The sequence below is a fragment of the Ruegeria sp. CH10 genome (assembly GCF_056537125.1).
Map to the genome: position 1 here is coordinate 502,164 of NZ_JBQFQY010000002.1, position 22,029 is coordinate 524,192.

General features: G+C 57.3%; 26 protein-coding genes and 2 tRNA genes. 13 read left to right on the forward strand and 15 right to left on the reverse strand.

All coding sequences use genetic code 11. The features are described from left to right. Positions 1–531 precede the first annotated feature (531 nt). Positions 532–1,299, forward strand: a complete 768-nt coding sequence (locus tag ACRZ94_RS08800; protein ID WP_480797155.1) for a helix-turn-helix transcriptional regulator — start codon at positions 532–534, stop codon at positions 1,297–1,299. After that, on the forward strand, positions 1,292–1,789 hold the full coding sequence (locus ACRZ94_RS08805) for a hypothetical protein (RefSeq protein WP_480652340.1): 498 nt from the start codon (positions 1,292–1,294) through the stop codon (positions 1,787–1,789). Before ACRZ94_RS08800 ends, ACRZ94_RS08805 begins: the two co-directional genes overlap by 8 nt. 73 nt (positions 1,790–1,862) lie before the next feature. Here ACRZ94_RS08805 and ACRZ94_RS08810 read toward each other — a convergent pair. Beyond that, positions 1,863–1,948 (reverse strand) — tRNA-Leu (locus ACRZ94_RS08810). 538 nt (positions 1,949–2,486) lie between these two features. On the opposite strand from ACRZ94_RS08810, the gene ACRZ94_RS08815 reads away from it, so the two are divergent. Further along, entirely contained in the window at positions 2,487–3,692 is a 1,206-nt protein-coding gene (locus tag ACRZ94_RS08815) for a hypothetical protein (RefSeq protein WP_480797156.1), read from the forward strand. A 437-nt stretch (positions 3,693–4,129) separates the two neighbouring features. Here ACRZ94_RS08815 and ACRZ94_RS08820 read toward each other — a convergent pair. Beyond that, positions 4,130–4,205: transfer RNA gene (locus ACRZ94_RS08820), tRNA-Thr, on the reverse strand. A gap of 182 nt (positions 4,206–4,387) precedes the next feature. Between ACRZ94_RS08820 and ACRZ94_RS08825 the strand changes: the two genes are divergently transcribed. Further along, a complete protein-coding gene (locus tag ACRZ94_RS08825) occupies positions 4,388–5,263 on the forward strand; it encodes a hypothetical protein (protein ID WP_480797157.1) in 876 nt (291 codons plus the stop codon). Positions 5,264–5,387: 124 nt separating this feature from the next. Here the strand turns inward: ACRZ94_RS08825 and ACRZ94_RS08830 are convergent, their stop codons facing one another. After that, complete coding sequence (locus ACRZ94_RS08830) at positions 5,388–5,657, reverse strand: DUF2312 domain-containing protein (RefSeq protein ID WP_480652383.1); 270 nt, start codon at positions 5,655–5,657, stop codon at positions 5,388–5,390. Between the two features lie 163 nt (positions 5,658–5,820). Between ACRZ94_RS08830 and ACRZ94_RS08835 the strand changes: the two genes are divergently transcribed. Beyond that, the gene (locus ACRZ94_RS08835; protein WP_480652385.1) at positions 5,821–6,039 is read left to right on the forward strand and encodes a hypothetical protein; all 219 of its coding nucleotides are present in this window, start codon (positions 5,821–5,823) and stop codon (positions 6,037–6,039) included. A 9-nt stretch (positions 6,040–6,048) separates the two neighbouring features. On the opposite strand, the gene ACRZ94_RS08840 is transcribed toward ACRZ94_RS08835, so the two are convergent. Further along, a complete protein-coding gene (locus tag ACRZ94_RS08840; protein WP_480652387.1) occupies positions 6,049–6,264 on the reverse strand; it encodes a hypothetical protein in 216 nt (71 codons plus the stop codon). Positions 6,265–6,507: 243 nt separating this feature from the next. On the opposite strand from ACRZ94_RS08840, the gene ACRZ94_RS08845 reads away from it, so the two are divergent. The 4 genes from ACRZ94_RS08845 to ACRZ94_RS08860 are packed head-to-tail and all read left to right on the forward strand — an operon-like array spanning position 6,508 to position 8,683. Beyond that, positions 6,508–7,371, forward strand: a complete 864-nt coding sequence (locus ACRZ94_RS08845) for an MBL fold metallo-hydrolase (protein WP_480652388.1) — start codon at positions 6,508–6,510, stop codon at positions 7,369–7,371. Positions 7,372–7,388: 17 nt separating this feature from the next. Beyond that, positions 7,389–7,811, forward strand: coding sequence for a YeeE/YedE family protein (locus ACRZ94_RS08850; RefSeq protein WP_480652390.1), 423 nt, complete (start codon positions 7,389–7,391; stop codon positions 7,809–7,811). Further along, positions 7,811–8,242, forward strand: a complete 432-nt coding sequence (locus ACRZ94_RS08855) for a DUF6691 family protein (protein ID WP_480652392.1) — start codon at positions 7,811–7,813, stop codon at positions 8,240–8,242. Before ACRZ94_RS08850 ends, ACRZ94_RS08855 begins: the two co-directional genes overlap by 1 nt. Positions 8,243–8,251: 9 nt before the next feature. Beyond that, positions 8,252–8,683, forward strand: coding sequence for a protein tyrosine phosphatase family protein (locus ACRZ94_RS08860; RefSeq protein WP_480652394.1), 432 nt, complete (start codon positions 8,252–8,254; stop codon positions 8,681–8,683). 4 nt (positions 8,684–8,687) lie between these two features. On the opposite strand, the gene ACRZ94_RS08865 is transcribed toward ACRZ94_RS08860, so the two are convergent. The 5 genes from ACRZ94_RS08865 to ACRZ94_RS08885 form a co-directional block, all read right to left on the reverse strand. Further along, on the reverse strand, positions 8,688–9,788 hold the full coding sequence (locus ACRZ94_RS08865) for a FliM/FliN family flagellar motor C-terminal domain-containing protein (RefSeq protein ID WP_480797158.1): 1,101 nt from the start codon (positions 9,786–9,788) through the stop codon (positions 8,688–8,690). A gap of 78 nt (positions 9,789–9,866) precedes the next feature. Continuing rightward, a complete protein-coding gene (locus tag ACRZ94_RS08870) occupies positions 9,867–12,545 on the reverse strand; it encodes an ATP-binding protein (protein WP_480797159.1) in 2,679 nt (892 codons plus the stop codon). Continuing rightward, positions 12,533–12,847: a hypothetical protein gene (locus tag ACRZ94_RS08875; RefSeq protein WP_480797160.1), complete on the reverse strand. Its 315-nt coding sequence runs from the start codon at positions 12,845–12,847 to the stop codon at positions 12,533–12,535. The genes ACRZ94_RS08870 and ACRZ94_RS08875 overlap by 13 nt, the downstream gene beginning before the upstream one ends. Then, positions 12,844–13,224: a response regulator transcription factor gene (locus ACRZ94_RS08880; RefSeq protein WP_480652401.1), complete on the reverse strand. Its 381-nt coding sequence runs from the start codon at positions 13,222–13,224 to the stop codon at positions 12,844–12,846. Before ACRZ94_RS08880 ends, ACRZ94_RS08875 begins: the two co-directional genes overlap by 4 nt. Before the next feature lie 78 nt (positions 13,225–13,302). Next, entirely contained in the window at positions 13,303–14,598 is a 1,296-nt protein-coding gene (locus tag ACRZ94_RS08885) for a short-chain fatty acyl-CoA regulator family protein (protein WP_480797161.1), read from the reverse strand. A 205-nt stretch (positions 14,599–14,803) separates the two neighbouring features. Here ACRZ94_RS08885 and ACRZ94_RS08890 point away from each other — a divergent pair, with 205 nt between their 5' ends. The 4 genes from ACRZ94_RS08890 (at position 14,804) to aat (ending at position 18,030) form a co-directional block, all read left to right on the forward strand. Next, the gene (locus ACRZ94_RS08890) at positions 14,804–15,340 is read left to right on the forward strand and encodes a LuxR C-terminal-related transcriptional regulator (protein WP_480652405.1); all 537 of its coding nucleotides are present in this window, start codon (positions 14,804–14,806) and stop codon (positions 15,338–15,340) included. 149 nt (positions 15,341–15,489) lie between these two features. After that, complete coding sequence (gene accB / locus ACRZ94_RS08895; protein WP_480652407.1) at positions 15,490–15,990, forward strand: acetyl-CoA carboxylase biotin carboxyl carrier protein; 501 nt, start codon at positions 15,490–15,492, stop codon at positions 15,988–15,990. Positions 15,991–15,999: 9 nt separating this feature from the next. Further along, positions 16,000–17,349, forward strand: a complete 1,350-nt coding sequence (accC, locus tag ACRZ94_RS08900; protein WP_480652410.1) for an acetyl-CoA carboxylase biotin carboxylase subunit — start codon at positions 16,000–16,002, stop codon at positions 17,347–17,349. 48 nt (positions 17,350–17,397) lie between these two features. Continuing rightward, positions 17,398–18,030 (forward strand): leucyl/phenylalanyl-tRNA--protein transferase, encoded by a 633-nt coding sequence (gene aat / locus ACRZ94_RS08905; RefSeq protein ID WP_480797162.1) that lies wholly within the window; start codon positions 17,398–17,400, stop codon positions 18,028–18,030. Here aat and ACRZ94_RS08910 read toward each other — a convergent pair. The 6 genes from ACRZ94_RS08910 to ACRZ94_RS08935 all read right to left on the reverse strand — a co-directional run bounded on the left by ACRZ94_RS08910 (position 17,985) and on the right by ACRZ94_RS08935 (position 21,748). Continuing rightward, positions 17,985–18,353 carry a DUF2155 domain-containing protein gene (locus ACRZ94_RS08910; protein ID WP_480652414.1) on the reverse strand — a complete coding sequence of 123 codons (369 nt, stop codon included), beginning with the start codon at positions 18,351–18,353 and terminating at the stop codon, positions 17,985–17,987. The two genes, aat and ACRZ94_RS08910, sit on opposite strands and share 46 nt — an antisense overlap. Next, positions 18,350–18,802, reverse strand: a complete 453-nt coding sequence (mlaD, locus tag ACRZ94_RS08915) for an outer membrane lipid asymmetry maintenance protein MlaD (RefSeq protein ID WP_480652416.1) — start codon at positions 18,800–18,802, stop codon at positions 18,350–18,352. The genes ACRZ94_RS08910 and mlaD overlap by 4 nt, the downstream gene beginning before the upstream one ends. A 12-nt stretch (positions 18,803–18,814) precedes the next feature. Then, complete coding sequence (locus ACRZ94_RS08920) at positions 18,815–19,198, reverse strand: NADH:ubiquinone oxidoreductase subunit NDUFA12 (protein ID WP_480652418.1); 384 nt, start codon at positions 19,196–19,198, stop codon at positions 18,815–18,817. A gap of 70 nt (positions 19,199–19,268) precedes the next feature. Beyond that, on the reverse strand, positions 19,269–19,652 hold the full coding sequence (locus tag ACRZ94_RS08925) for a Rid family hydrolase (RefSeq protein WP_480652420.1): 384 nt from the start codon (positions 19,650–19,652) through the stop codon (positions 19,269–19,271). Positions 19,653–19,714: 62 nt separating this feature from the next. Beyond that, entirely contained in the window at positions 19,715–20,980 is a 1,266-nt protein-coding gene (clpX, locus tag ACRZ94_RS08930; protein ID WP_480652422.1) for an ATP-dependent Clp protease ATP-binding subunit ClpX, read from the reverse strand. A 135-nt stretch (positions 20,981–21,115) separates the two neighbouring features. Continuing rightward, positions 21,116–21,748, reverse strand: a complete 633-nt coding sequence (locus ACRZ94_RS08935; RefSeq protein ID WP_480652424.1) for an ATP-dependent Clp protease proteolytic subunit — start codon at positions 21,746–21,748, stop codon at positions 21,116–21,118. Between the last annotated feature and the right edge of the window lie 281 nt (positions 21,749–22,029).

Consider the following 22,029-nt stretch of genomic DNA (forward strand, 5'->3'; position numbering starts at 1 on the left):
TTTTTGCGATCAGGCGCAAAACGCGCATGACGCGGTCGTTTTCTGTGACTTCGTGCCCACCTCCCTTTCCCGGCTAAAGCCGATGCGAGGCCTGCGGTTTTGATGAACGCGCTAATTCGCGATTCGCAGGCAAGTCAGTAACCACGCTTCTCAAATTGAAGCAGGATCATGGTCGCAGCAGGAAAGTGACCTGAATAGCTGCCCTAAAGCATTAGACAAGCCATGCTGTTGTTTTTAAACAATTATTAACCACTATCTTGGTAACTTTCAGGATCGGCCCATAAAAATAAGGCAAGATTTCGGCAAAATTGTTAACGCCATAATATTGCTGCTTTTTTGCCAAATTCGGCGCAAAATACCTAACCGAAAGTTCTAGTTCCAATTGGCAGGACAACACGAATTGTTGATGAGATTTAGACTTTCCGGTATAGTGCTCAGGCAATAACAGTTAATTTACCGTTAATTTACGCTCCGCGTGTTGTTTACGATTTCGCCGCTTTTTTTGTGCGGTGTGGTTTATAGGGGGAAGTAATGAGCAGTCCGCTGCAGGATAGTGTTGCCCAAATTCATGTAAGTCCCGAAGATTTCTCGATCAATTTCATCGGCAAGGAACTCTTCTTTTCAAATCCAACTCTTCGTAGTGTGCAGTCAGAGTTTGGCGTGTCCGCGCATCGCTTTGATGACATCGCCCAAATGAAAGCGGCTGGCACCTCGGGATTCGGCGCCGGTCAGGTCGTGGTCGTCGATCAGATCATGCTGGATGATCTGCTGACCCGCCCCGAGGTCTATTCCGAACTCGCCGGCACTGGCTGCCTGGCCTTTGCCTATCGCAAAGACAGTGCAGCACGATCGCTTTTCAAGGCATGGGACCGTCGTCTGTATGGCGATATCGGCTACCTACCGATGAATGTGGCGCCGGATGTATGGCGTTCGATTCTGAGGCTGCTCATGCACGAAGAGCTGTACCTGCCCAGTTTCCTGGCAGACTGCGTGCCCGACACGCGCCCGCAGACCAAACCGCGCGCGCTCGACGGCTCCAACTTTGGCGCGACATCTGAACCAAGGGCGTCGCATCCGGCTTATGAGCGGCTGACAAAGCGGGAGAAGCAGGTCCTTCAACTTGTCTCGAAAGGGCAAAGTAACAAGATCATAGCGTCAAACCTTGGTATTACCGAACACACGGTAAAGCTGCACATGCACAATGTGGCGGGAAAGATTGGGGTCAGCAACAGAACGGCGGCGGCGCAGTTCTATTTCGAAGTCACCTCAAACGAACAGACGGGTCAGACCGTTGACTGAGACGCTTGAAACCCGGTTTGACCGTCTCATCCTGCTGGTCGGCAGGCTGAACTACATGTGGACCAACACGGAAAGCCTGTTGATCCACCTGATTGCAGGGCTCAGCAACACCAATAAAGATGTGGCCGTCATCATCTTTCTGACGCTGAACACCACGCGCGCCCGGATCGATCTGGTCGAACGGCTGGCCAAGATGGAGGGGCGCCCGGCAGAGATTCGTGACCCAATCCTTGAACACACCCAGCGGCTCAGCAAGCTGTCGTCGATCCGGAACCGGTACAACCATTGCATCTATTCCTTCGATGCCGACAGCGGAAATCCAAAGACCATTCTGATGCGAATCGCGGATCGGAAAACGGACATAAAACTGGGCCGCGAGGATACCGTCGACGAACAGGCGATACAGGAAATTGAGAACATCGTTTCCCAGCTTTCGGCGGCAAACCGAGACATCTGGAACCTGATCAAAAAACTGGGCTTTCCGGTTTAAGACGGCGGGCGGTATTTCAGGGCCCTACCCTGCCCGCCCGACGGCGCTGCCCCCCATCCAAACAAGATAGGTTTGGTACCCGCGGCCGGACTCGAACCGGCACGGCGTTTCCGCCTGGAGATTTTAAGTCTCCTGTGTCTACCATTCCACCACGCGGGCAAAGCACTTTGGGCCTGACGAAATCACTAAGGGCACAAGGCAATGAATACAATGCGCTTTGCGAATGAATTTGGCCATTGTCTACCTGATGCGTTCAACATCGGAGCAAACACCGCTAACTGTCTAGGTTTAGCACAAGCATGGAGTCCGCATATCAAGCCACACAGCGAAGATGACAAGCTTCCAATTTGTCGTGAAATGGTGCGCCCACACGGACTCGAACCGCGGACCTACTGATTACAAATACCTAGGGCTAGACGCTAACCGCTTGTTGGCAAAGCGTTAGTTGCGGTGGGCATTCGGCGTTACAAGGATTTTGCAAGGGTCGTTTGAAGTAGTGGGGCGGGCTTGTGATCGGGCATCCGTGGCACCATATGTAGATACAGTTGAATAAGAATATCTACATAAGGTGCCGTCGTGTCTAATTTGATCTCATGGTTTCAAAACAACTGGATGGAGGCAATTACGCTAACCGCCACTCTCATCGCCGTGGTTGCGAGCGTATGGTCCTATATCTAACCAAAAGAAAGCTGGAGATTTGCTTGAAAAGGTTGTGACCAACGGCACACTTGCATGGCACGCGAACGCCACGAAACAATCAAGCGAAGCAGACAGAACCTTGGCCGCCTCAATTTGGCTGACATTGCAGCACGTTAAGACGGGTTCGTATGAGATCGGCGCAAACACAAACCAACCCCCGTTTGGAAATCTCCATCCAGCAAGACAATGGCTGAGCCAAAATTTGACTGGTTCAATCGAACTGTCAGACGCTGTTGTTAGTGAATTGGCTTCCCATGTTGTTCGTCAGAAAAGGGCTGCGGATTGGATAGAATTTGCCGCCGCAGACTCTCCATGCCAAAAGGTTTACCGCGCTGTTGTCGAAAGCCTGAGAGAGAAAGACGACTTAAATCCACTACCCCTAAGAACACTGCTAAACCACTATGGCCTCATCCGAAGCACGTTTGGAAACAAGACCGAATTAGTTTTGGAACGTACAGGTGGGGTCGTGCATGAAGATCATGTTGAAGATTTAGACCTGAGGTCAATCCCGATTACACTTTTGCGGGACACAGCAACTCGCAAAGAAGATGGCTGGAAGCTGTTCCATACCGCAATTGAAGACGCCCTAACGAAGATTTCGGACGAGGATTGGAAAACCCACCTGACAACAGACAGCGCCGTGCTCGGGGTTTTATCGGTAGAGGCGACGTTAAGAGGCTTCAAGCTTCCCGCCCATAGATTCAAAGAACCCCTGTCAGATCTAATTATCGAATTGCTGTCTGGACAGGCGGAATTGAGCGAGCGACCGAACCTGACGGGAGGACTTTTGGACACGATCCCCCCTAAGGCAAGAGCAGCGATGCCGAAGGCGATTGCCGATCGTACGGGAGGGGTCTCCACAAACAAGGAAACCTTTGGATACGTGCAAGCCAAGTTCTCGGACCTGATCGACAACGTATTCTCCAAATCATCTGACGACTCAAAAGTAAGAAACTTTGCTACGCCAGCCATCGCTTCTGCAACTGAGCAGGGTGCGAGTTTTGTAGAGAGACACTCTAGATCGTTGAAGTCAGCTCTATCTAAGGTCGGCGACGAACAAAGGGGCCACTTCGTGGAAGTAATTGAAAGCGTTCGGTCCGAATTCGAGCCGCTACGTATTCATACCTTAGCCAAAAAGGTCGGAATCGAATTGACGCCCCTAGCAGGCGATGAGGACGATGGCAGCGATACAGAGGAGGCATGATGCTCAGAAAGAGTTCGAATTGGCCAACGGGTAATTTAGGTGCACGAGAACGACAACAGCATCAAAAAAATGGTTAACGCGGTGTTTCGAGTATCCGTTGAAAAACAACGTGTTGATATCAAGATTATAGAAATGCCGAGCTTCTTACATGGCATCGATCGTCTTTGCGTCACCGACAGTTTGAGTTAGCTTTTGAAATCTCAATCAACTGCATACTTTCATATCAAAGCATATCAACACGCTGAAAATAAATGGAAAATCCCGTTACAAAACAAGAGTTTCTTCCGAGCCCAGCTTTACAAGACGTATCAAGGAGCGAGATGCGAGGATGTACTGAATGTGAATCGCGCAATGTCTGCTATATGTCTGCTTTCGCACGAATGCATTACCAGAAGCACCGCGTCATTTCCGTAAGGCTTTAATTTTTATGAATTAAATGGTGCCCCCACACGGACTCGAACCGCGGACCTACTGATTACAAATCAGTTGCTCTACCAGCTGAGCTATAGGGGCACTGGGTGTCGATTACTTTCTCTTGTGCGCGACTGCAAGCCTATATTTTCGTGATAGGGTCGAGTTTTTTCCTTCTACGCGCAATCAACAATTGCGCTCTGAACAAACGCGCAGATTTGACTGTTCGGGCCGCAGCCTGTAACCCCGAAAACAAAGCGAAAAGCCAGAGAACAGAACCCAAAATGCAGGTTGTCATCCACGCTGGGGCGGCGTTTACCGACGAAGGGCGGGTGTTGAACTCGCTGAAGAAGAACAGAAGCAAGGTGATCGCAAATGGTGTCACGTATTTTGGTCATCGCCGGTATAAACTTGCGTTCAAGCCCGCCCTGGACACAGTGGATGCCGAACCCGTTGAACCGGTACCTCACCAGGACCTGAAAGGTCTCTTACCTGCCGGCAAAGATACCAAACGTGTCATCTATTCAACCGCACACTTTGCCGGCGCCCCCGAAACCGCGCTGTCGAACGGGCAGCTATATCCCTATGCAGGCCGTCGGATGGCGTTTCTGGAACAGAGCTTTCAGGATCACTCGGTCGAGTTGTTCATGGCGCTGAGAAGCCCGGGCAGCCTGTTGCCCAAACTGCTGATGCTGTTGCCGGAAGAGCAGCGCGCCGATGCGCTTCGAAACACCGATCTCAGCTGCCTGAGCTGGATCGGTATGGTCGAGGACATCCGCGACTTGGCCCCCAATGTCAAAGTCACGTTGTGGAGCTTTGAGGATACGCCCTTTGTATGGGGTGACATCATGCGTGCCGTCGCAGGGCTTGACAAAGACACACCGGTTCAGGACGAGCATGATCTGCTTCTATCCCTGCTGGACGAGACCGGCAAAAACCAGATTCATTCCCTGACCGCACAAAGCAATGTGGCAAGCCCAGCAGCCTTACGCGAAGATCTGGCGCATGTTTTTGAAGAACACGCGTTGCCAGACAGCATCGAGGAAGAGTTGGACTTTCCGGGTTGGAGCACCGACATCGTCGATGCGTTTTCCGAATTGTACGACCAGGATATTGAGCGCCTGGCCAATATGTCCGGTGTAAGGGTTATTCAGCCCTAGATCACCCTTGGCCTCGCAAACGCTTTACAAACAGCCCGCAGTAAGAAATTCATGCGCCCTCAAAGACTGTGATGCTTCAAAGGGCGCAAGATCGTTTTCAGTCTGACAAAACTGGCAGGCTGAATCAGCTCATACCCAGCGCTTCTTTGTACATCTCAAGCACGGCTTCTTCCTCGGCAATATCGTCCTTGTCCCGCTTACGAAGGGCAATGACCTTGCGCATGACCTTGGTATCGTAGCCGCGCGCTTTCGCCTCGGCCATCACCTCTTTTTGCTGCTCTGCCAGATCTTTCTTTTCGGCGTCCAGACGCTCGAACCGTTCGATGAACTGGCGCAGTTCGCCTGCGGTCACACGATAGTTGGCAGAGGCCTGATCTTCGGTCATGTCTTCCATTTACGTCTCTCCCAGAGGTGGATTTCAGATGCTGTCCCGGCGGGCTCTACGCCGGATACATTGCCGCCGCGCGCGCCGCAAGCGCCCTATCACCCCCGGGGCTTGTACGTACACAGGTTCTCGGCTAAGCGCTGAGGCAGGTCACAAGAAAATGTGGGGACCCATGTTCGAATACATCACCTGGGGCGGTGCCGCCCTGTCGCTTGCCGGGCTTCTGGGACTGGTCTGGTGTATTTTTCGTGTGATGAAGGCGCGCAAATCCGGGCTGTCGGATGATGAGCTGCGCGCCATGGTTCAAAGCGTTCTGCCCTGGAATTTGGCCTCGCTTTTTCTGTCGGTCATTGGCCTGATGGTCGTGATCGTGGGGATTTCGTTCGGCTGATGACCCGGCTCAGATGGGCAGATTATCGAACTGAGCTTCCATTGCGTCCTCGCACAGCGCGGCATCCAGACGGCGCAGGCGCGATGGCACATGCATACCCTGTTGGCGCATGCGTTCGATCACTTTGGTGACACTTGGCTGAAGCGCCAGACGCGTATCAAGGCAGGCACCTTGCAGCTTTTGCTCCAGTTGTTCGGCTTCAGAGTACAAATTGACTGCTGACATTTCATCCTCCCTAATAGCTTCACTTATCCTGATATAGGTAACGGTTTTAAGACCTGCACAGGATAGCGGACGAACGCGCAGGAAACCGCCTGTTTGGCCCACGGTTACAGCCGCTGGGCGCATTCTGATCAAACTTTACTCGGTTTTTGCGTATTCTGCTTTGACCGGCATCAAGTCACGCAGTGTTGATTACATCACATTCCGCAATTAATATATGAATAGCACACACAGTCGGAGGACCAAATGACACCCAAAGTAAAAGCGTTTTTCGACCCCGAGACCTTTACCGTCTCGTATGTTGCGCAGGAACCCGAAGGGCTTGCCTGCGCGATCATCGACAGTGTGCTGGATTTTGACCATGCTTCGGGGCGGACACAGACGGGATCAGCCGATCAGATCATTGATTATATCCGTCAGAACGATCTGCGGGTTGAGTGGATATTGGAAAGCCATGTCCACGCCGATCATCTGTCGGCAGCCCCCTACCTTCAGCAGGAACTGGGCGGCAAGATCGGGATCGGGGATCAGATCGTGACGATTCAGGAAACCTTTGGCAAAATCTTTAACGAAGGGACCGAGTTCCAGCGCGACGGCAGCCAGTTCGACGCGCTGTTTCGCGAGGGCGACAGTTTTCACATTGGCCAGATGCGGGGCGATGTTCTGCATACGCCGGGGCATACGCCTGCGTGTCTGACCTATGTAATCGGCGATGCGGCCTTTGTCGGCGATACCCTGTTCATGCCGGATTTCGGAACCGCGCGCTGCGACTTTCCCGGCGGGTCGTCCGAGACGCTCTATGCTTCGATTCAGAAAATACTGGCCCTGCCCGACAACACCCGCGTGTTCGTGGGTCATGACTACAAAGCTCCGGGGCGGGACGAATATGCGTGGGAAACCACTGTGGGCGAACAAAAGGCCCTGAACGTACATATAGGCCAGGGCCGCCCCGTCGAGGAATTCGTACAGATGCGGAATGCCCGTGATGCGACGCTAGGCATGCCGCGCCTGATCCTGCCGTCGCTGCAGGTCAATATGCGCGCGGGTCAGATGCCTCCGGCCGATGAACAAGGCGATGTGTTTCTGAAACTGCCCATCAACAAGCTTTAACGCGGGATCACAGCATTATGCACATGGACTGGATATGGGGCTTCGGCGGGGGCCTATTGATTGGATTGGGGGCCGCGCTCTACCTCTTGGGCAACGGGCGCATCATGGGGGCCAGCGGCATCTTGGGCGGGCTGATCGACAAGACCGACCGATCACTGGAACGGCTGAGCTTTCTGGCGGGTCTAATCGGCGCGCCGCTGTTGCTGAAATTCCTGATCTCACCTCCTCCCCAAACTCATCTGACCGGCAATCTCGCAGTTGTGATCATCGCGGGTTTGCTGGTGGGGGCCGGGACACGCATCGCAAACGGTTGCACCTCGGGTCACGGGGTTTGCGGGATTTCCCGGTTCTCGCTGCGCGGCATCGTCGCCACCCTGATCTATATCGGGGCCGGAGTGCTGACGCTGACCCTGTTTCGTCATGTGTTGGGGTTGATCTGATGCGCAATCTGATTTCATTGCTTGCAGGGTCTTTGTTCGGTACGGGCCTGTTGTTATCAGGGATGACCGACACCACTAAGGTGCAGGGTTGGTTGGATTTTTTCTGGGAATGGGACCCGACACTGGCCTTTGTCATGGGCGGCGCCATCCTGCCGATGCTGGTTGCGTGGCGCTTGACGGCGCACCGGCAGCCTTTGACCGGCGGAGAGTTTCCGCGCCCTGCCGCGCCCGAGTTGGATCGCCGTTTGATCGCAGGGTCCGTTCTGTTTGGCATGGGGTGGGCCCTGTCCGGGCTATGCCCCGGCCCTGCCCTCGCGTCGATCAGCTATGGCGGGATTGGCGGGGTTGTCTTTCTGCTGTCGATGATCGCGGGGATGTATGCGGCCCCGACCCTTGGCGTGAAACTGGACAGCGTTGCAAACGCGGCCTAATCAATTGCCATGGAGATTCGCCCGATTACCCCCCGCTACGCCGTCTCACCGCAAATCACGGTCGAGGATGTTCCCGCCATTGCCGAGGCCGGTTTTGTCAAAGTGATCTGCAACCGGCCCAATGTCGAAGTCCCGGCCGATCTGCAATCCGACGCCATCGGCGAGGCTGTGCGTGCCGCGGGTCTGGAATACGAGGTGCTGGAGCTGACGCATCAGACCATGACGCCCGAGAACGTTGCGCTGCAACGCGAACTCGCCGAAACCTGCGACGGTCCGGTTTTGGCCTATTGTGCGTCAGGCACGCGCTGTTCGGTGGTGTGGGCCTTGGGTCAATGCGACCGGATGAGCACGGACGACATTCTGGATGCCACCACCAAGGCAGGCTACGCGTTGGAAAATCTACGCCCCGCCCTGGATCAGATCCGCGGCAACTCTGGCTAAGCAATCACCGATCGTCCGGGTTTGTGTCCGAAAGACTCAGACCCGCCAGTTGCGAGATTTCTGCGACCATCTGTTCCGAGTCTTCAAAATTCAGATCATCGCCTGTGCTGTCCGCTGATGGACCAAAGGGGATTTGAGTCTGTGTGATTTCGGTCGTTGCAGCAAGATCGGGATCCAGCCTGGACAGCGCTGTCGAACGGGCCTCGGTGAATTCCAGGGCTTCGGATTGTGTGACCGTCGCCGGGGTTGTGTATTCGTTCAGACGGACCGCGCGCATGCCGCCGCATTGCCCCAAACGGCCAATCGCAGCGCGGCTCCGGTCAATCGCCAGAACCTCTGCCTTGTCCAGCCGTGCGCCGGTCAGGGGCAAAACATCGCCCGCGTTCAGGTGAGAAAGCGTGGCCAAAGGCAGAGACATACGGCAAATCACAGTGTTCAGTTCTGCCCGCAATACACCTGATGCCTGTTCAAGATTTGGCCCCGCCTCTTCGTGCACCGCCTCGCCTTCGACATCATCCGCACGATCCGGCAGAAAGACCGATATCTGCCCCTGCCGCAACCCGCCCCCCAGTTCTATGGTCAGGTCAAACACGCGATAGACCGCCTCAGCCATAGCCAGTGTCAGAGTTCGCAAATCTGCGAAACGCGCGACGAATTCAAAACCCGAGAGGCTGGTCTGGTCTGCAGGCGTTTCTACCAATCCAACAGCGCGACCCAGCGCGTCTTCGACCAACGGCGCAGCCATGGCTCCGTCTGTGTGGGTAAAGGGACGGGGCGCCGGATCTTCGGCCAGAACCTCGCCAATGGTCTGGACCTGAACGATCGCAGACACCGCACCCATATCCATGCAAACAGCCGCGGTCACCCCCGCGTCATTCGCCAATTGCAGCAACAGCCAATCTTCACCGATCTGCTCGGTCAGAGTTTCCGGTGTACGATGGGATTGCCGCGCGCCGATTACCGCAAGCGGCAGTTGCAACCGATCCCCCGCAGCCCGCGCAAAAGCCAGGCGCAACGCCCGCAGGACTGAACGGGGCTTGTCGCCCTGTTCCTCTTGCCCGACTGAAAGCTTGCGCGCCAGGGCCGCGCTGACAGGTTGCGTCATACCGGAAAACCGCTGTTGGTTGGTGTGTCTGACATCCGGTCTAACCCGGGTCAGGTTACCAACCCCTTTACAAACGCCTCACTGCGCCGCCTGTTGGAAGGCCAGCGGCAACCTGACCCGAAAGGCCGCACCGCCCTGCCCCGGCAGGTATGAAATCTCGCCACCCAACCGCTGCATGATCTCGCGGCAGATCGCCAGACCCAGCCCCGCACCACCCGCCTTGTCGACGCCGACACGCGCGAATTTTTCAAACACCATGGACCGGGCTTCGTGTGGGATACCGCTGCCATTGTCCACAAAGTCGATCACGACCTGCCCCCCGACATCATGGGCTGAGATCGTCAACACCGGCTCATCAGCATCACAGTATTTCTGCGCGTTCGAGATCAGGTTGATGAAAACCTGCCCCAACCGATCCAAATCGGTTTGCAGCGCAATACGCTCGGCCGATCTGGTGCGTTTGACGGTCAGCTGCCGCGTTGCCCCCGCCAATGCACTTGAGACAGCCCGATCCAGAACTGACCGCAAAGTGTCATCACCCACATTCAGGCTGACGCGTCCGTTTTCCAAAACGCTCAGGTCCAGCAGATCGTCCAGCAACCGGGTCAGGCGCAGGGCCTCATCGTGGATGATGGCGGCATAGCGCGTCTGCTCTTCCGCACTCAATCCGTCCGTGTCGCGCATGATCTCGGAAAACGCGCGGATCGAGGTCATGGGTGTGCGCAGTTCGTGACTGACCTGACTGAGGAAGCTGTCCTTCTGCTCTGAGATTTGGGTCAGCTTGGCGTTGGCTTCACGCAGTTGGCGGGCAGTCCGGGTCAACTCGCCTGATTTCGCCTCAAGCTGGCTGGAGTATTCCAGCATCTGCGCGGATTCGTCTGCAACCGCAAGCAAGTCCTCGACCGAAACGGTCGATCCGCCCACAATCTGACCGATCATCGCATGAGCCGTGGCCGCCCCGACCGAGCCGCTGAGTTCACGCTCCAACCGTTCCAGAAAGGCAGGGGTGGGTTCGGGCAAACCGGTGCGCCCGCCCTGCAGCTTGGCTTCGGCTTGAAAGAATTCCTGCGCGGGGGCCGTGCCCAGAATCCGTTGGGTCATGATCATCAGATCTTCGCTTTGTGCAACGGAACCCGACCAGCCCCGCAGCGCGACCGAATGGTCAAAGACGTCAACGAACTGCGCGCCCTGCAAACGCTCCAGCGGGCTTGGGAAGCTGAGCATCGAGGCCACGCAGAACGCGATTGTGTTCAGCGACAGTGACCACAACACAGTGTGAACGATGGGGTCCATCCCCTCAATCCCAAACAGGGCTTGTGGGCGCAGCCAACCCCATCCAAACAGGCCATTTTGAACGACGTCATCCGGCATCACAGCACCGCCCATACCGGGCAACAGCAACGTGTAAATCCACAGCAGGAAGCCTACGGTCAACCCCACCAGCGCCCCGGTCCGTGTCGCCCCGCGCCAAAACAGCCCCCCAACCAGTGCAGGCAGAATCTGGGAAACCCCTGCAAATGCGATCAACCCGATTGACGCCAGCGCCGCGCCGCCGCCGGACAAGCGATAGTAGAAATAGCCCAGCGCCATGATGGCCGCGATCGACACCCGCCGCGCCACCAACACCGCGTTTCTGACGTCACCCGAGACCGAGCCTGCCCCCTCTTGCTGGCTCAGCCAGATCGGCATGACCACATGGTTCGAAACCATCGTCGACAGGGCCATTGCCGCTACGATGACCATGGATGTGGCAGAAGAAAACCCGCCGATAAAGGACAGCATCGCCAGCCAATCATTGCCCTGCGACAGCGGCACCGTCAGAACGAACAGGTCCGGGTTCGATCCTTGAGGCAAAAGATCCAGACCGACAACAGCGATGGGAACCACAAAAAGGCTCATCAGCAACAGATAGAGGGGAAAGGCCCAGGCGGCAGTGCGCAAATGACCCTCATCCGCGTTTTCCACGACCATGACCTGAAACATCCGCGGCAGGCAGACGAATGCGGCAGCTGACAGAAAGATCAACGTCATCCAGCGCCCGGAATCCACATTCCAGTGGCTGATTTCCGAGGCGTCGATCCTCTCAATCATCGGCCCCACGCCCCCGGCAATCCCCCAAACGACAAAAGCGCCCACAGCAAGAAGGGCAAAGAGTTTCACCACCGATTCCAGGGCGATGGCCATGACCACGCCGTGGTGCCGTTCATTCGCGTCCAGGTTTCGGGTTCCGAACAGGATGGCGAACACCGCAAGCCCGGTCGCCACCCAGAACACGCTGGAGCCTTCGCGGTACAACCCCGAGGGGTCGGCCTCAGCGAAAATCGAGAATGACAGGGTGATGGATTGCAATTGCAGCGCGATATAGGGGGTGCCGCCCAGAACGGCCAGAATCGTCACACAAACTGCAAGCGTGTTGGACTTGCCATACCGGGCCGAGATCAGGTCAGCAATCGAGGTCACGCGCTGGCTGCGCCCGACACGCACCAGTTTGCGCAAGCCCCACCACCAACTGATCATCACCAGTGTCGGGCCCAGGTAGATCGTGACAAACTCCAACCCTGACCGCGCGGCGCTACCGACGGCGCCATAAAACGTCCAGGCGGTGCAGTAAATCGACAGCGACAGCGTGTAAATCAGCGGAGACCGCAGCCACGCACCCCGGCCCGCGGCGGCCAGCCGGTCGGCGGCAAAAGCCACACCAAAGAGCAGCACAACATAGCCAAGGCAGACCAGAATCAGGACGTTCAGCGTTGCCATCTGTCCGTCTCGGCTTCGGTGTCATCAACGGCCCCCAGACGTCGGGCGGCGATGCCAAAAACAAGGCTGACCACGATCAGAACGATCCAGCAGGTGAAGATATATACGATCGCCGAGGACAAGGTGACACCCTCAGCCGTGCCACTGCCATCGGGCCAGAGCAACGGAACGGTCACCAACGCTGCGCCAAGAACGGGCAGCAGGCGCGCGGCATCCGTCAATCTGCGCCTGCGATAGCTCTGCCGTTCAAGAAAGACCGAAGGGCGCGCACCCGAAGGTGGTCGGTCTTTGCCCGCGGTCATGACTGCGTTGCCTGCGCATGCAGATCGCGCACCGCCGTCAGCATCTCGGTATTTGAGAAAGGTTTGGTCATGAAACGGCTGACCCCTGCGTTTTCGGCCATCTCGCGATCTCGGGACTGACCGCGCGCGGTCAGCATCAAAACCGGCAGGCTCTGCAGCTCTTCCAGTTCTCGCAGGTCGCGTAAAATCTCCATCCCGCTTTTGCCTGGCAGCATGACATCCAGAATCACCAAGTCCGGGTTCGCAGCCCGGATCACCTGTAGCGCATCGCTGCCCTCGGCGTGGGTTTCCACCTGCCACCCTTCGCGCGACAGCACAAAGCGAATGGCCTCTGCGATATTCGGCTCATCCTCAATTAGCAGAACCTTACGGCTCATGATTATCTGTCCTCCCCGTGACACGTTATCAATCTGAAAACCTGTCCGGGCCAGCTTACGCGCAGTGTCAGGAAACTGTCAAAAACCTTCGCTTAGAATTGAAGGTTCGCGACGAGAGTCGCAGCCGCTGCTGGGGCAGACACGGCAGCTTGGCCCAACCCGCGCCACGGTCTGATCTTCTTGCACGACGTCCTCGACGGAACGGACCAGCATGGCCGAGCGGTAAACCGGCCCCTCGTCGTATCCGGATATGTGCTGCGGCCAGGCATAAGCATAACAATCAAAAACAGCCGCCGTACGCCCCAGTTGAACAACCCGTTTTCGGATCGGCACCAAAGGGCGGTTCAACGCCTGAAAGATGGGCCATAGCGGGCAAGCCTCGCCAAAGCGCGGCATGGCAAACCCCGGCAACGATTTGCTGAATAGGATACTGCCCGACGCATCACACACCACCAATCCGGTCGGGCGGCCAAGATAGCCGTCCGGCAACGCTGCAAGGCGCCTCAGCACAGTTTCCACGCCCACAGTAAACCGCGCCGCCAGCTGCAACGGGTCCAGCGGGGCTTCGGCCAAAGCGGCCTGAACCTGTTTGATTGGCATGGCCTGCGCATCCGCTGCGTATATGTCCAGAAAATCGCGCGTTACCGACTTTGCCGCGGCGGTTTCGAGATCGCTCAGGTCGATTTCCGCCTCGGCGCCGCCTGTTTCAATCTGGGGAAAATGGTGACCGTTGGCCTCAAAAAACGCTTCGACATCTTCAATGGGTACACCGCGATGCTCGCCGTCGGAATCGCTCTCATCCAGATAAGCCACCAATGATTTCGAGCTTTCGGCCAGCCGTTCTGCATCCTGATGCAGGTTGCTGTGAAAGCGGTCCTGCCATTCAGGTTCTATATCCTGCGTATCCGCCAGAATGGCGGCGGTTGAACGAATCGCTGCGGCGGTCGACAGGACCTCATGCATCGATGCGGCCAGATGCGGATCATGGGTCAGCCGGTCCGACAGTGTTTCCACCGTCCGCTCAAGCGACACGACCCGGCGGTGCATCTGCGCCAGCACGCCGGCCCATCCGGGAAAGCGGCCCGCGAATTCCTCAAGGCTGTCCAGTTCCGCGTCATGACCCACCGCCTCGGCCGCAGCTTCGCGCAGGGCAGAGATCAGGGTGGCTTCGATCCCCTGCGTCAGCACCGATGGTTCAACGGACAAAGCGGTGGCGATATCGACCAGCAGCTTGCCTCCGATCCGGCGGCGATTGTGCTCGATAAGGTTCAGATAGGACGCGGAAATACCCACCTGGCGGGCAAGTTCCGCCTGCCGCAAACCTGCGATCTGACGCCGTTCCCGAATGCGACTGCCCGTCAGCGTGTCGCGCATGTCCACCCCCCTTTATTGCGGCGCTTGTCCCACTCAGTCCTGATCAGTTTTCAGAACTCTCATTGTATTTCTATTGGTTAAAGACCAGTTTTCAAAGACCCTTTACATGATTAACAAAGCCGGCAACCACCCTGTCCAGATGATCCACGCCTGAATCTGGTCACGCCCCCTTCTCATTTCCTTCAATTCCCGTCACGATACACGGATGAGCGACCCCGCCTTCGAATATGCGCCCATCGGCCTTGTAGAACTGGAAAACCGCGTGATCCGGCGCTGCAATCTGCAATTTGCCCGCACCTTCGGCGGCGAGGTTACAGACTATCGCAACATGCCACTGCTGCACCTTTACCCTTCGGTCGCTGATTGGGAGAGGATCGGGGCCCGCAGCCTGCAGGTGATGCGCGACACCGGCTATTACACCGACGAGCGCGTCATGCGGCGGCGCAACAGCGACCTGTTCTGGTGCCGGGCGCGCGGGCGATCCCTGACACCCGACGACCCGTTCCGCCACGGTATCTGGAGCTTTTCCGACATCTCGGAAGAGCGCCCTTTGGTCGAGCTAACCGCCCGCGAGCGTGAGGTTGCAATCCTGTCCTGTCGCGGCCTTTCAGCCAAGGAAATCGGCGTTGAACTGGGCCTCAGCTATCGCACGATCGAAGCCTATCGCGCCCGGTTGCTTGAGAAATTCGGCGCCCGCAAACTGCCCGAACTGGTGGCGAAGCTTTCGGGAATGCCGCTCTAGCTCCATTTGCGCCTGGAAACTTGCAAAAACCCTTGTCACACAAGGGCAGACTGCGCTTTTCATGACCGTGCGCATGGCTTATAACGCTGCGTAATCAAACCAAAGCCCGCGCGAAACAGACGGGCATAGGGGAACCGTCGAGGACACTCATGACAGACACCAAACACGAAGCGGATGTGGCATTCATCAAGGCACTGGCTGAATTGCTGCGCGAAAATGACCTGACCGAGTTGCAGGTCAAACGCGAATACGGCGAAGAAGACAGCCTGAACGTACGCGTCAGCCGCATGTCCCAGGTCGCAGCTGCTCCGGTTCAGGTTGCGGTCCCGGCTGCAGCACCTGCAGCTGCCCCTGCCGCAGCACCGGCCCCTGCCGCCGCCGAAGCCCCCGCAGCGCAGGAAGACCCCGCCAGCCATCCCGGTGCAGTGACGTCACCCATGGTGGGCACTGTGTATATGCAGGCCGAACCCGGCGCGCCCGCGTTCATCTCGGTCGGTGCATCGGTGTCCGAAGGCGACACGCTGCTGATCGTAGAAGCGATGAAAACCATGAACCACATCCACGCGCCCAAAGCGGGCACCATCAAGCGTATTCTGGTGGGTGATGGCGACGCTGTGGAATTCGGCACCCCTCTGGTCATTGTTGAGTAAGGCGGGCCCATGTTCGACAAGATCCTGATTGCCAACCGAGGCGAGATCGCCCTGCGCGTCATCCGCGCCGCGCGCGAGATGGGGATTGCAACGGTTGCCGTGCATTCCACCGCCGACAGCGACGCGATGCATGTGCGCATGGCGGACGAATCGGTGTGCATTGGCCCTCCGCCCAGCCCGCAAAGCTACCTGTCCGTACCCGCCATCATCTCGGCCTGCGAGATCACTGGCGCGCAGGCGATCCACCCCGGCTATGGCTTTTTGTCCGAGAATGCCGAATTCGTGCAGATCGTCGAAGATCACGGCATCACTTTCATCGGCCCCACCGCCGAACATATCCGTGTCATGGGCGACAAGATCACCGCCAAGGATACGATGAAGGCACTGGGTGTGCCCTGTGTTCCCGGCTCGGACGGTGGTGTTCCCACGCTGGCCGATGCCAAGCGCATTGGTGAGGAATTCGGCTATCCCGTCATCATCAAGGCCACCGCCGGTGGCGGCGGGCGCGGCATGAAAGTCGCGATGAATGCCGATGAGATGGAAAGCGCCTTCATGACCGCGCGGGCCGAGGGCAAGGCCGCCTTCGGCAATGACGAGGTCTATATCGAGAAATACCTCACCACGCCCCGCCATATCGAGATTCAGGTCTTTGGCGACGGCAAAGGCAAGGCGGTCCATCTGGGTGAACGCGACTGTTCCTTGCAGCGCCGCCATCAGAAGGTGTTCGAAGAGGCCCCAGGTCCCTGCATCACCCCTGAAGAACGCGCAAAAATCGGTAAGGTCTGCGCCGATGCCGTGGCCAAGATCAACTATATCGGCGCGGGCACCATCGAGTTCCTGTATGAAAACGGCGAGTTTTATTTCATTGAAATGAACACCCGCCTGCAGGTGGAACACCCGGTGACCGAGGGTATCTTTGGCGTCGATCTGGTGCGCGAACAAATCCGCGTCGCCGCCGGTGAGGACATGTCGTTCGGTCAGGATGATCTGGAAATCAACGGCCACGCCATCGAGGTTCGGATCAACGCGGAAAAACTGCCCAACTTCTCGCCCTGCCCCGGCAAGATCACCGCGTATCACGCGCCCGGCGGTCTGGGCGTGCGGATGGATTCGGCGCTGTATGACGGGTATTCGATCCCGCCCTACTACGACTCGCTGATTGCCAAGCTGATTGTGCAGGGCCGTGATCGACCAGAGGCGCTGGCGCGTTTGCAGCGCGCCTTGGGCGAGTTGATTGTCGACGGCATCGACACCACGGTTCCCCTGTTCCATGCGCTGTTGCAGGAACCGGATCTGCATAGTGGCGACTATAACATCCACTGGCTGGAACACTGGCTGGCCCAGAACATGGCCGACTGACATTTCAGGGGCGAAGGACAACCATCCTTCGCCCTTTGAGTATTCTGCATGAGCCTTTCCCCGGACCTCTTACTGCACGGCTATTCCATCGGCATCTTCCCGATGGCCGAACACCGCAACGCGGACGAGCTGTTCTGGGTCGACCCCAAACGCAGGGGTGTCTTTCCGCTGGACGGGTTTCACATTTCGCGCAGTCTTGCCCGGCGCATGCGCAATTGCGGATTTTCAGTCACGATCAATCAGGACTTTGCAGGTGTCGTTGATGGGTGCGCAGATCGCGCGGACACCTGGATCAACGAAGAATTGCGCGAGCTGTACCTGACGATCCATCACGCAGGCCACGCCCATTCACTGGAAATCCGCGACGGCGGCCATCTGGTGGGTGGAGTGTACGGCGTGACACTGGGGGCTGCGTTTTTTGGCGAGAGCATGTTCTCGCGTCAGCGGGACGCGTCAAAAATCGCGCTCGCCTATCTGGTGGATCGACTTCGGCAAACTGGGTTCCAACTGTTCGACACGCAATTCCTGACCACGCATCTAGCATCCCTTGGGGCGATTGAGATACCCCGCGCGACATACCAGAAGGAATTAGAGGGCGCCCTAAAAGGCAGCGCAGACTTCACCACGCCGCTGGCTCAATCCCCCGAAGGCGTCATACAGCGGATCACCCAGACGTCATAACGCGCGTGATCCAGCGCATTCAGCGCAGGCGACGTGGCAATCATCCAGCCGTCAAACAGCTCATCCGGCTTACCGGTTTCCCAGATCGTCAAATAGGCAAACGCATCGCCGGTTGGGTTCTCGGCCGGATAGCGGCAATCGCCCAGGGCCACGTCCAGACCAAAAATTTCGGCGCTCTCGGTATTGCGCATTTCCACGTCGATGGTCTGACCGCTGACCTTGTCCAACCCGCGCAGTATCGCTCCGGGGCCGGACTCGACCTTTTGCTGCGCCACCGCCCCGGTGGCCGCCAGCAAGGTTGCAATCAGCGCCAGATGCTTCATTCGCCGCCATCCCCGGCCACAAATTTCACCAGCAGCGAAATCAGGCTGACCGCGCCTTGCGTGTCCTCGACCTGATCGCCCGGTTCAAAGAAAAAGGGCGAACCACCCGGCATGACCTCGACGAAATTACCGCCCAGCAAACCCTCGGACGAGATCACAATGGCACTGTCATCGGGCACCAGAATGCCGTCGCGGATGGTAAAGGTCGTGTCCGCGCGATAGGTCTCGGGGTTGAGCGTCACACCGGTCACAGTGCCAATTTTGACACCGGCCAATCGCACATCTGTGCCGACACCAACCCCTTCAAGCGATCGAAACGACGCGCCCAGCGGATAGCCCGCGCTGCTTTGCGACAGGCCAGTGGACTGGCTGGCATAAACGCCAAAAGCCACGGCACAGGCCAATACGGCACCACCGACAAAAACTTCGGTAACGTTGTAGCTCGACATAGATTGCCTCGTTTATTCCGGGCTCCAGGCCTCGTAGTCGGTGCGCTCGATCGGGTCGGCGCGGCGAAGAGACCCCGCAGGCGCATAGGCCAGTGCAGTGCCGGTCAGGTTTTCCTGATGCGGTTTTTCCCAGGATTTATGCGCCAAAGGCTTTTCGGTTGGCGGCTCATCCCAGGTGCGGTGCAACCAGCCATGCCAATCGGGATCAATGCGGCTGGCTTCGGCCTCACCGTTGAAGATCACCCAGCGCTTGCTGTCATCTGCCGTGCGGTAGAACACGTTGCCTTCGTTGTCTTCACCGACCTTGACCCCCTTGCGCGCAGTGAAAATCTGCGTGTTCAGGGTGGCCCCGTTCCACCAGGTAACGGCCCGCAATAGATTGTTCAGGATACCCATCGGCTGCCTCCGGCATTGCTGTTCCTGCAGATATGGACCAAAGCCATGCCGAGGTCCAGTACCCCTACGGTCACACCTGCTTTTCCGGCAAATAAGCTGTTACTTCGATCTCGATCCGGTCTTGCGGCGTTATCAAATTGCACTCGATAACCGTGGCCGCCGGAGGGTTTGCCCCGAACGCATCCTTCAGCAGCGGCCAACACAGCTCGAATTCAGTCATATCCGGGAGGTAGTAGTTTACACGGACCACGTTTTCGAATCCCGTCCCGGCCTCTGCAAGCGCGCGCCCGATTGCATCAAGGGCCGATTTGCACTGACCGACGATATCCTCGGGTATGTTGTCGCCTTGCGCGCAGGTACCCGCGACAAAAACAAACCCGTTGGCCACCACCGCACGGCAGTAACCGACCTTGGCTTCATACTCGCCACCTGAGGAAATGCGTCTGATTTTCATGCCACCCTCCATAGAAAAACGGCGCGGTATGAACCGCGCCGCTCTGCAAACGTGATTTTATCTTACCCGGCCGAGGCCGATTCCGCCGCATCCGCGTATATGATCAAGGGCTGCTTGTCGGATGAAACCGCCTCTTCGTTGACCACAACCTCGGTTACGTTTTTCATGCCTGGCAGCTCGAACATCGTATCCAGCAGGATGTCCTCAAGGATCGAGCGCAGCCCGCGCGCGCCGGTCTTGCGTTCGATGGCCTTGTTGGCAATCGCTTTCAGCGCGTCATCGGTAAAGGCCAGCTCAGCATCTTCCAACTCGAACAGGCGCTGGTATTGCTTGACCAGAGCGTTTTTGGGCTTGGTCAGGATGGTGACCAGAGCATCCTCATCCAGATCTTCCAGCGTAGCCAGAACCGGCAGACGACCGACGAATTCCGGGATCAGGCCGAATTTCAGCAGGTCTTCGGGTTCCAGATCCTTGAAAATCTCACCCACTCCGCGTTCGTCATTGTCGCGCACATCGGCTCCAAAGCCCATGGCCGAGCCCTTGCCGCGCTGCGCGATGATCTTGTCCAGACCAGCAAACGCACCGCCGCAGATGAACAGGATATTCGTGGTATCCACCTGCAGGAATTCCTGTTGCGGATGTTTGCGCCCACCCTGCGGCGGAACACTGGCCACAGTGCCTTCCATTAGCTTCAGCAGCGCCTGCTGCACGCCCTCACCCGACACGTCGCGCGTGATCGAGGGGTTTTCGGACTTGCGCGTGATCTTGTCGACCTCGTCGATATAGACGATGCCGCGCTGCGCGCGTTCAACGTTGTATTCCGACGCCTGCAACAGTTTCAGGATGATATTCTCGACATCCTCACCCACATAGCCCGCTTCGGTCAGCGTGGTTGCATCGGCCATGGTGAACGGCACATCCAGAATCCGCGCCAGCGTCTGCGCCAGCAGGGTCTTGCCGCAGCCCGTCGGGCCGATCAGCAGGATGTTGGACTTTGCCAGCTCAATATCGCTGCCGGCCTTCTGGGCGTGGTTCAGACGCTTGTAATGGTTGTGAACAGCAACCGACAGAACCCGCTTGGCGGTGGCCTGACCGATCACATAATCGTCCAGCACCTCACAAATGTCTTTCGGTGTCGGCACCCCGTCCGAGGATTTCAGGCCGCTGGCCTTCGTCTCTTCGCGGATGATGTCCATACACAGTTCGACGCATTCGTCGCAGATGAACACGGTCGGCCCAGCAATCAGCTTGCGCACCTCATGCTGGCTCTTGCCGCAGAAACTGCAGTAGAGCGTGTTCTTGCCGTCACCGCCTGAATTCGTCGCCATGTTCTACCTTTCGGGCTTCGTCTCTGGCGGCCCACGCCGGGGCCACCTTTGCCGTCTGTTGGTGCAGCTTAGGCTAGCACCGGGGCGGCTACAATCTCAAAATGCGCCCTGCGCCGGTGGCGCAGGAAGCTACAATCAGGCGTCTTCGCCGTCCATTTTTGCGCGGTTTTCAACGATTTCGTCGATATGCCCCCAATCCTTGGCCTCCTCCGGGCTCATGAAATTGTCGCGATCCAGCGCTTTTTCCACGGCCTTTTTGGTCTGGCCGGTATGGCGTACATAGATGTCATACAAGCGATCTTTCAGTTTCTGCGTCTCGGCCGCGTGAATCATGATGTCGCTGGCCTGACCCTGATAGCCGCCGCTGGGCTGGTGCACCATGATACGGCTGTTGGGCAGCGAAAAGCGCATCCCTTTCTCACCACCGGCCAGCAAAACCGACCCCATCGAGGCCGCCTGACCGATCACCAATGTGGAACATTTCGGCTTGATATACTGCATTGTGTCGTAAATCGACAAACCGCTGGTCACCACACCACCGGGCGAGTTGATGTAGATCGAAATCTCTTTGCTGGGGTTTTCCGCCTCAAGATGCAGCAGCTGGGCCACGACCAGATGGCTCATCCCGTCGTGGATCGGACCATTGATGAAGATGATCCGCTCTTTCAACAGGCGCGAGAAAATATCGTAGGCGCGTTCGCCCCGGCTGGTCTGTTCGACCACCATCGGGACGAGCGTATTCATATAGGTATCAACTGGATCGAACATTTTTGAACCTGCCTGCTTTGCTATGGATCGGGACAATACCCGAATAAACGTTACCCGAGTCTTAGTGTCGCCACAGGGGGGCTGCAAGGGGGGCCGGTGACTTCGTACTGTGTGGCGCGGTTTCACGGACGCAGCCCGAGTTTTCAAACCACGTGACATGCACCCTGCTCACGCTTCACATCACGCCATTTTGATCCGTGCATATGGAAATACATGCTCAAGATATGTACCCAAGGTCCCTACATCAAAAGACCTGCTAGAACGACATGACCCCGGTTCCC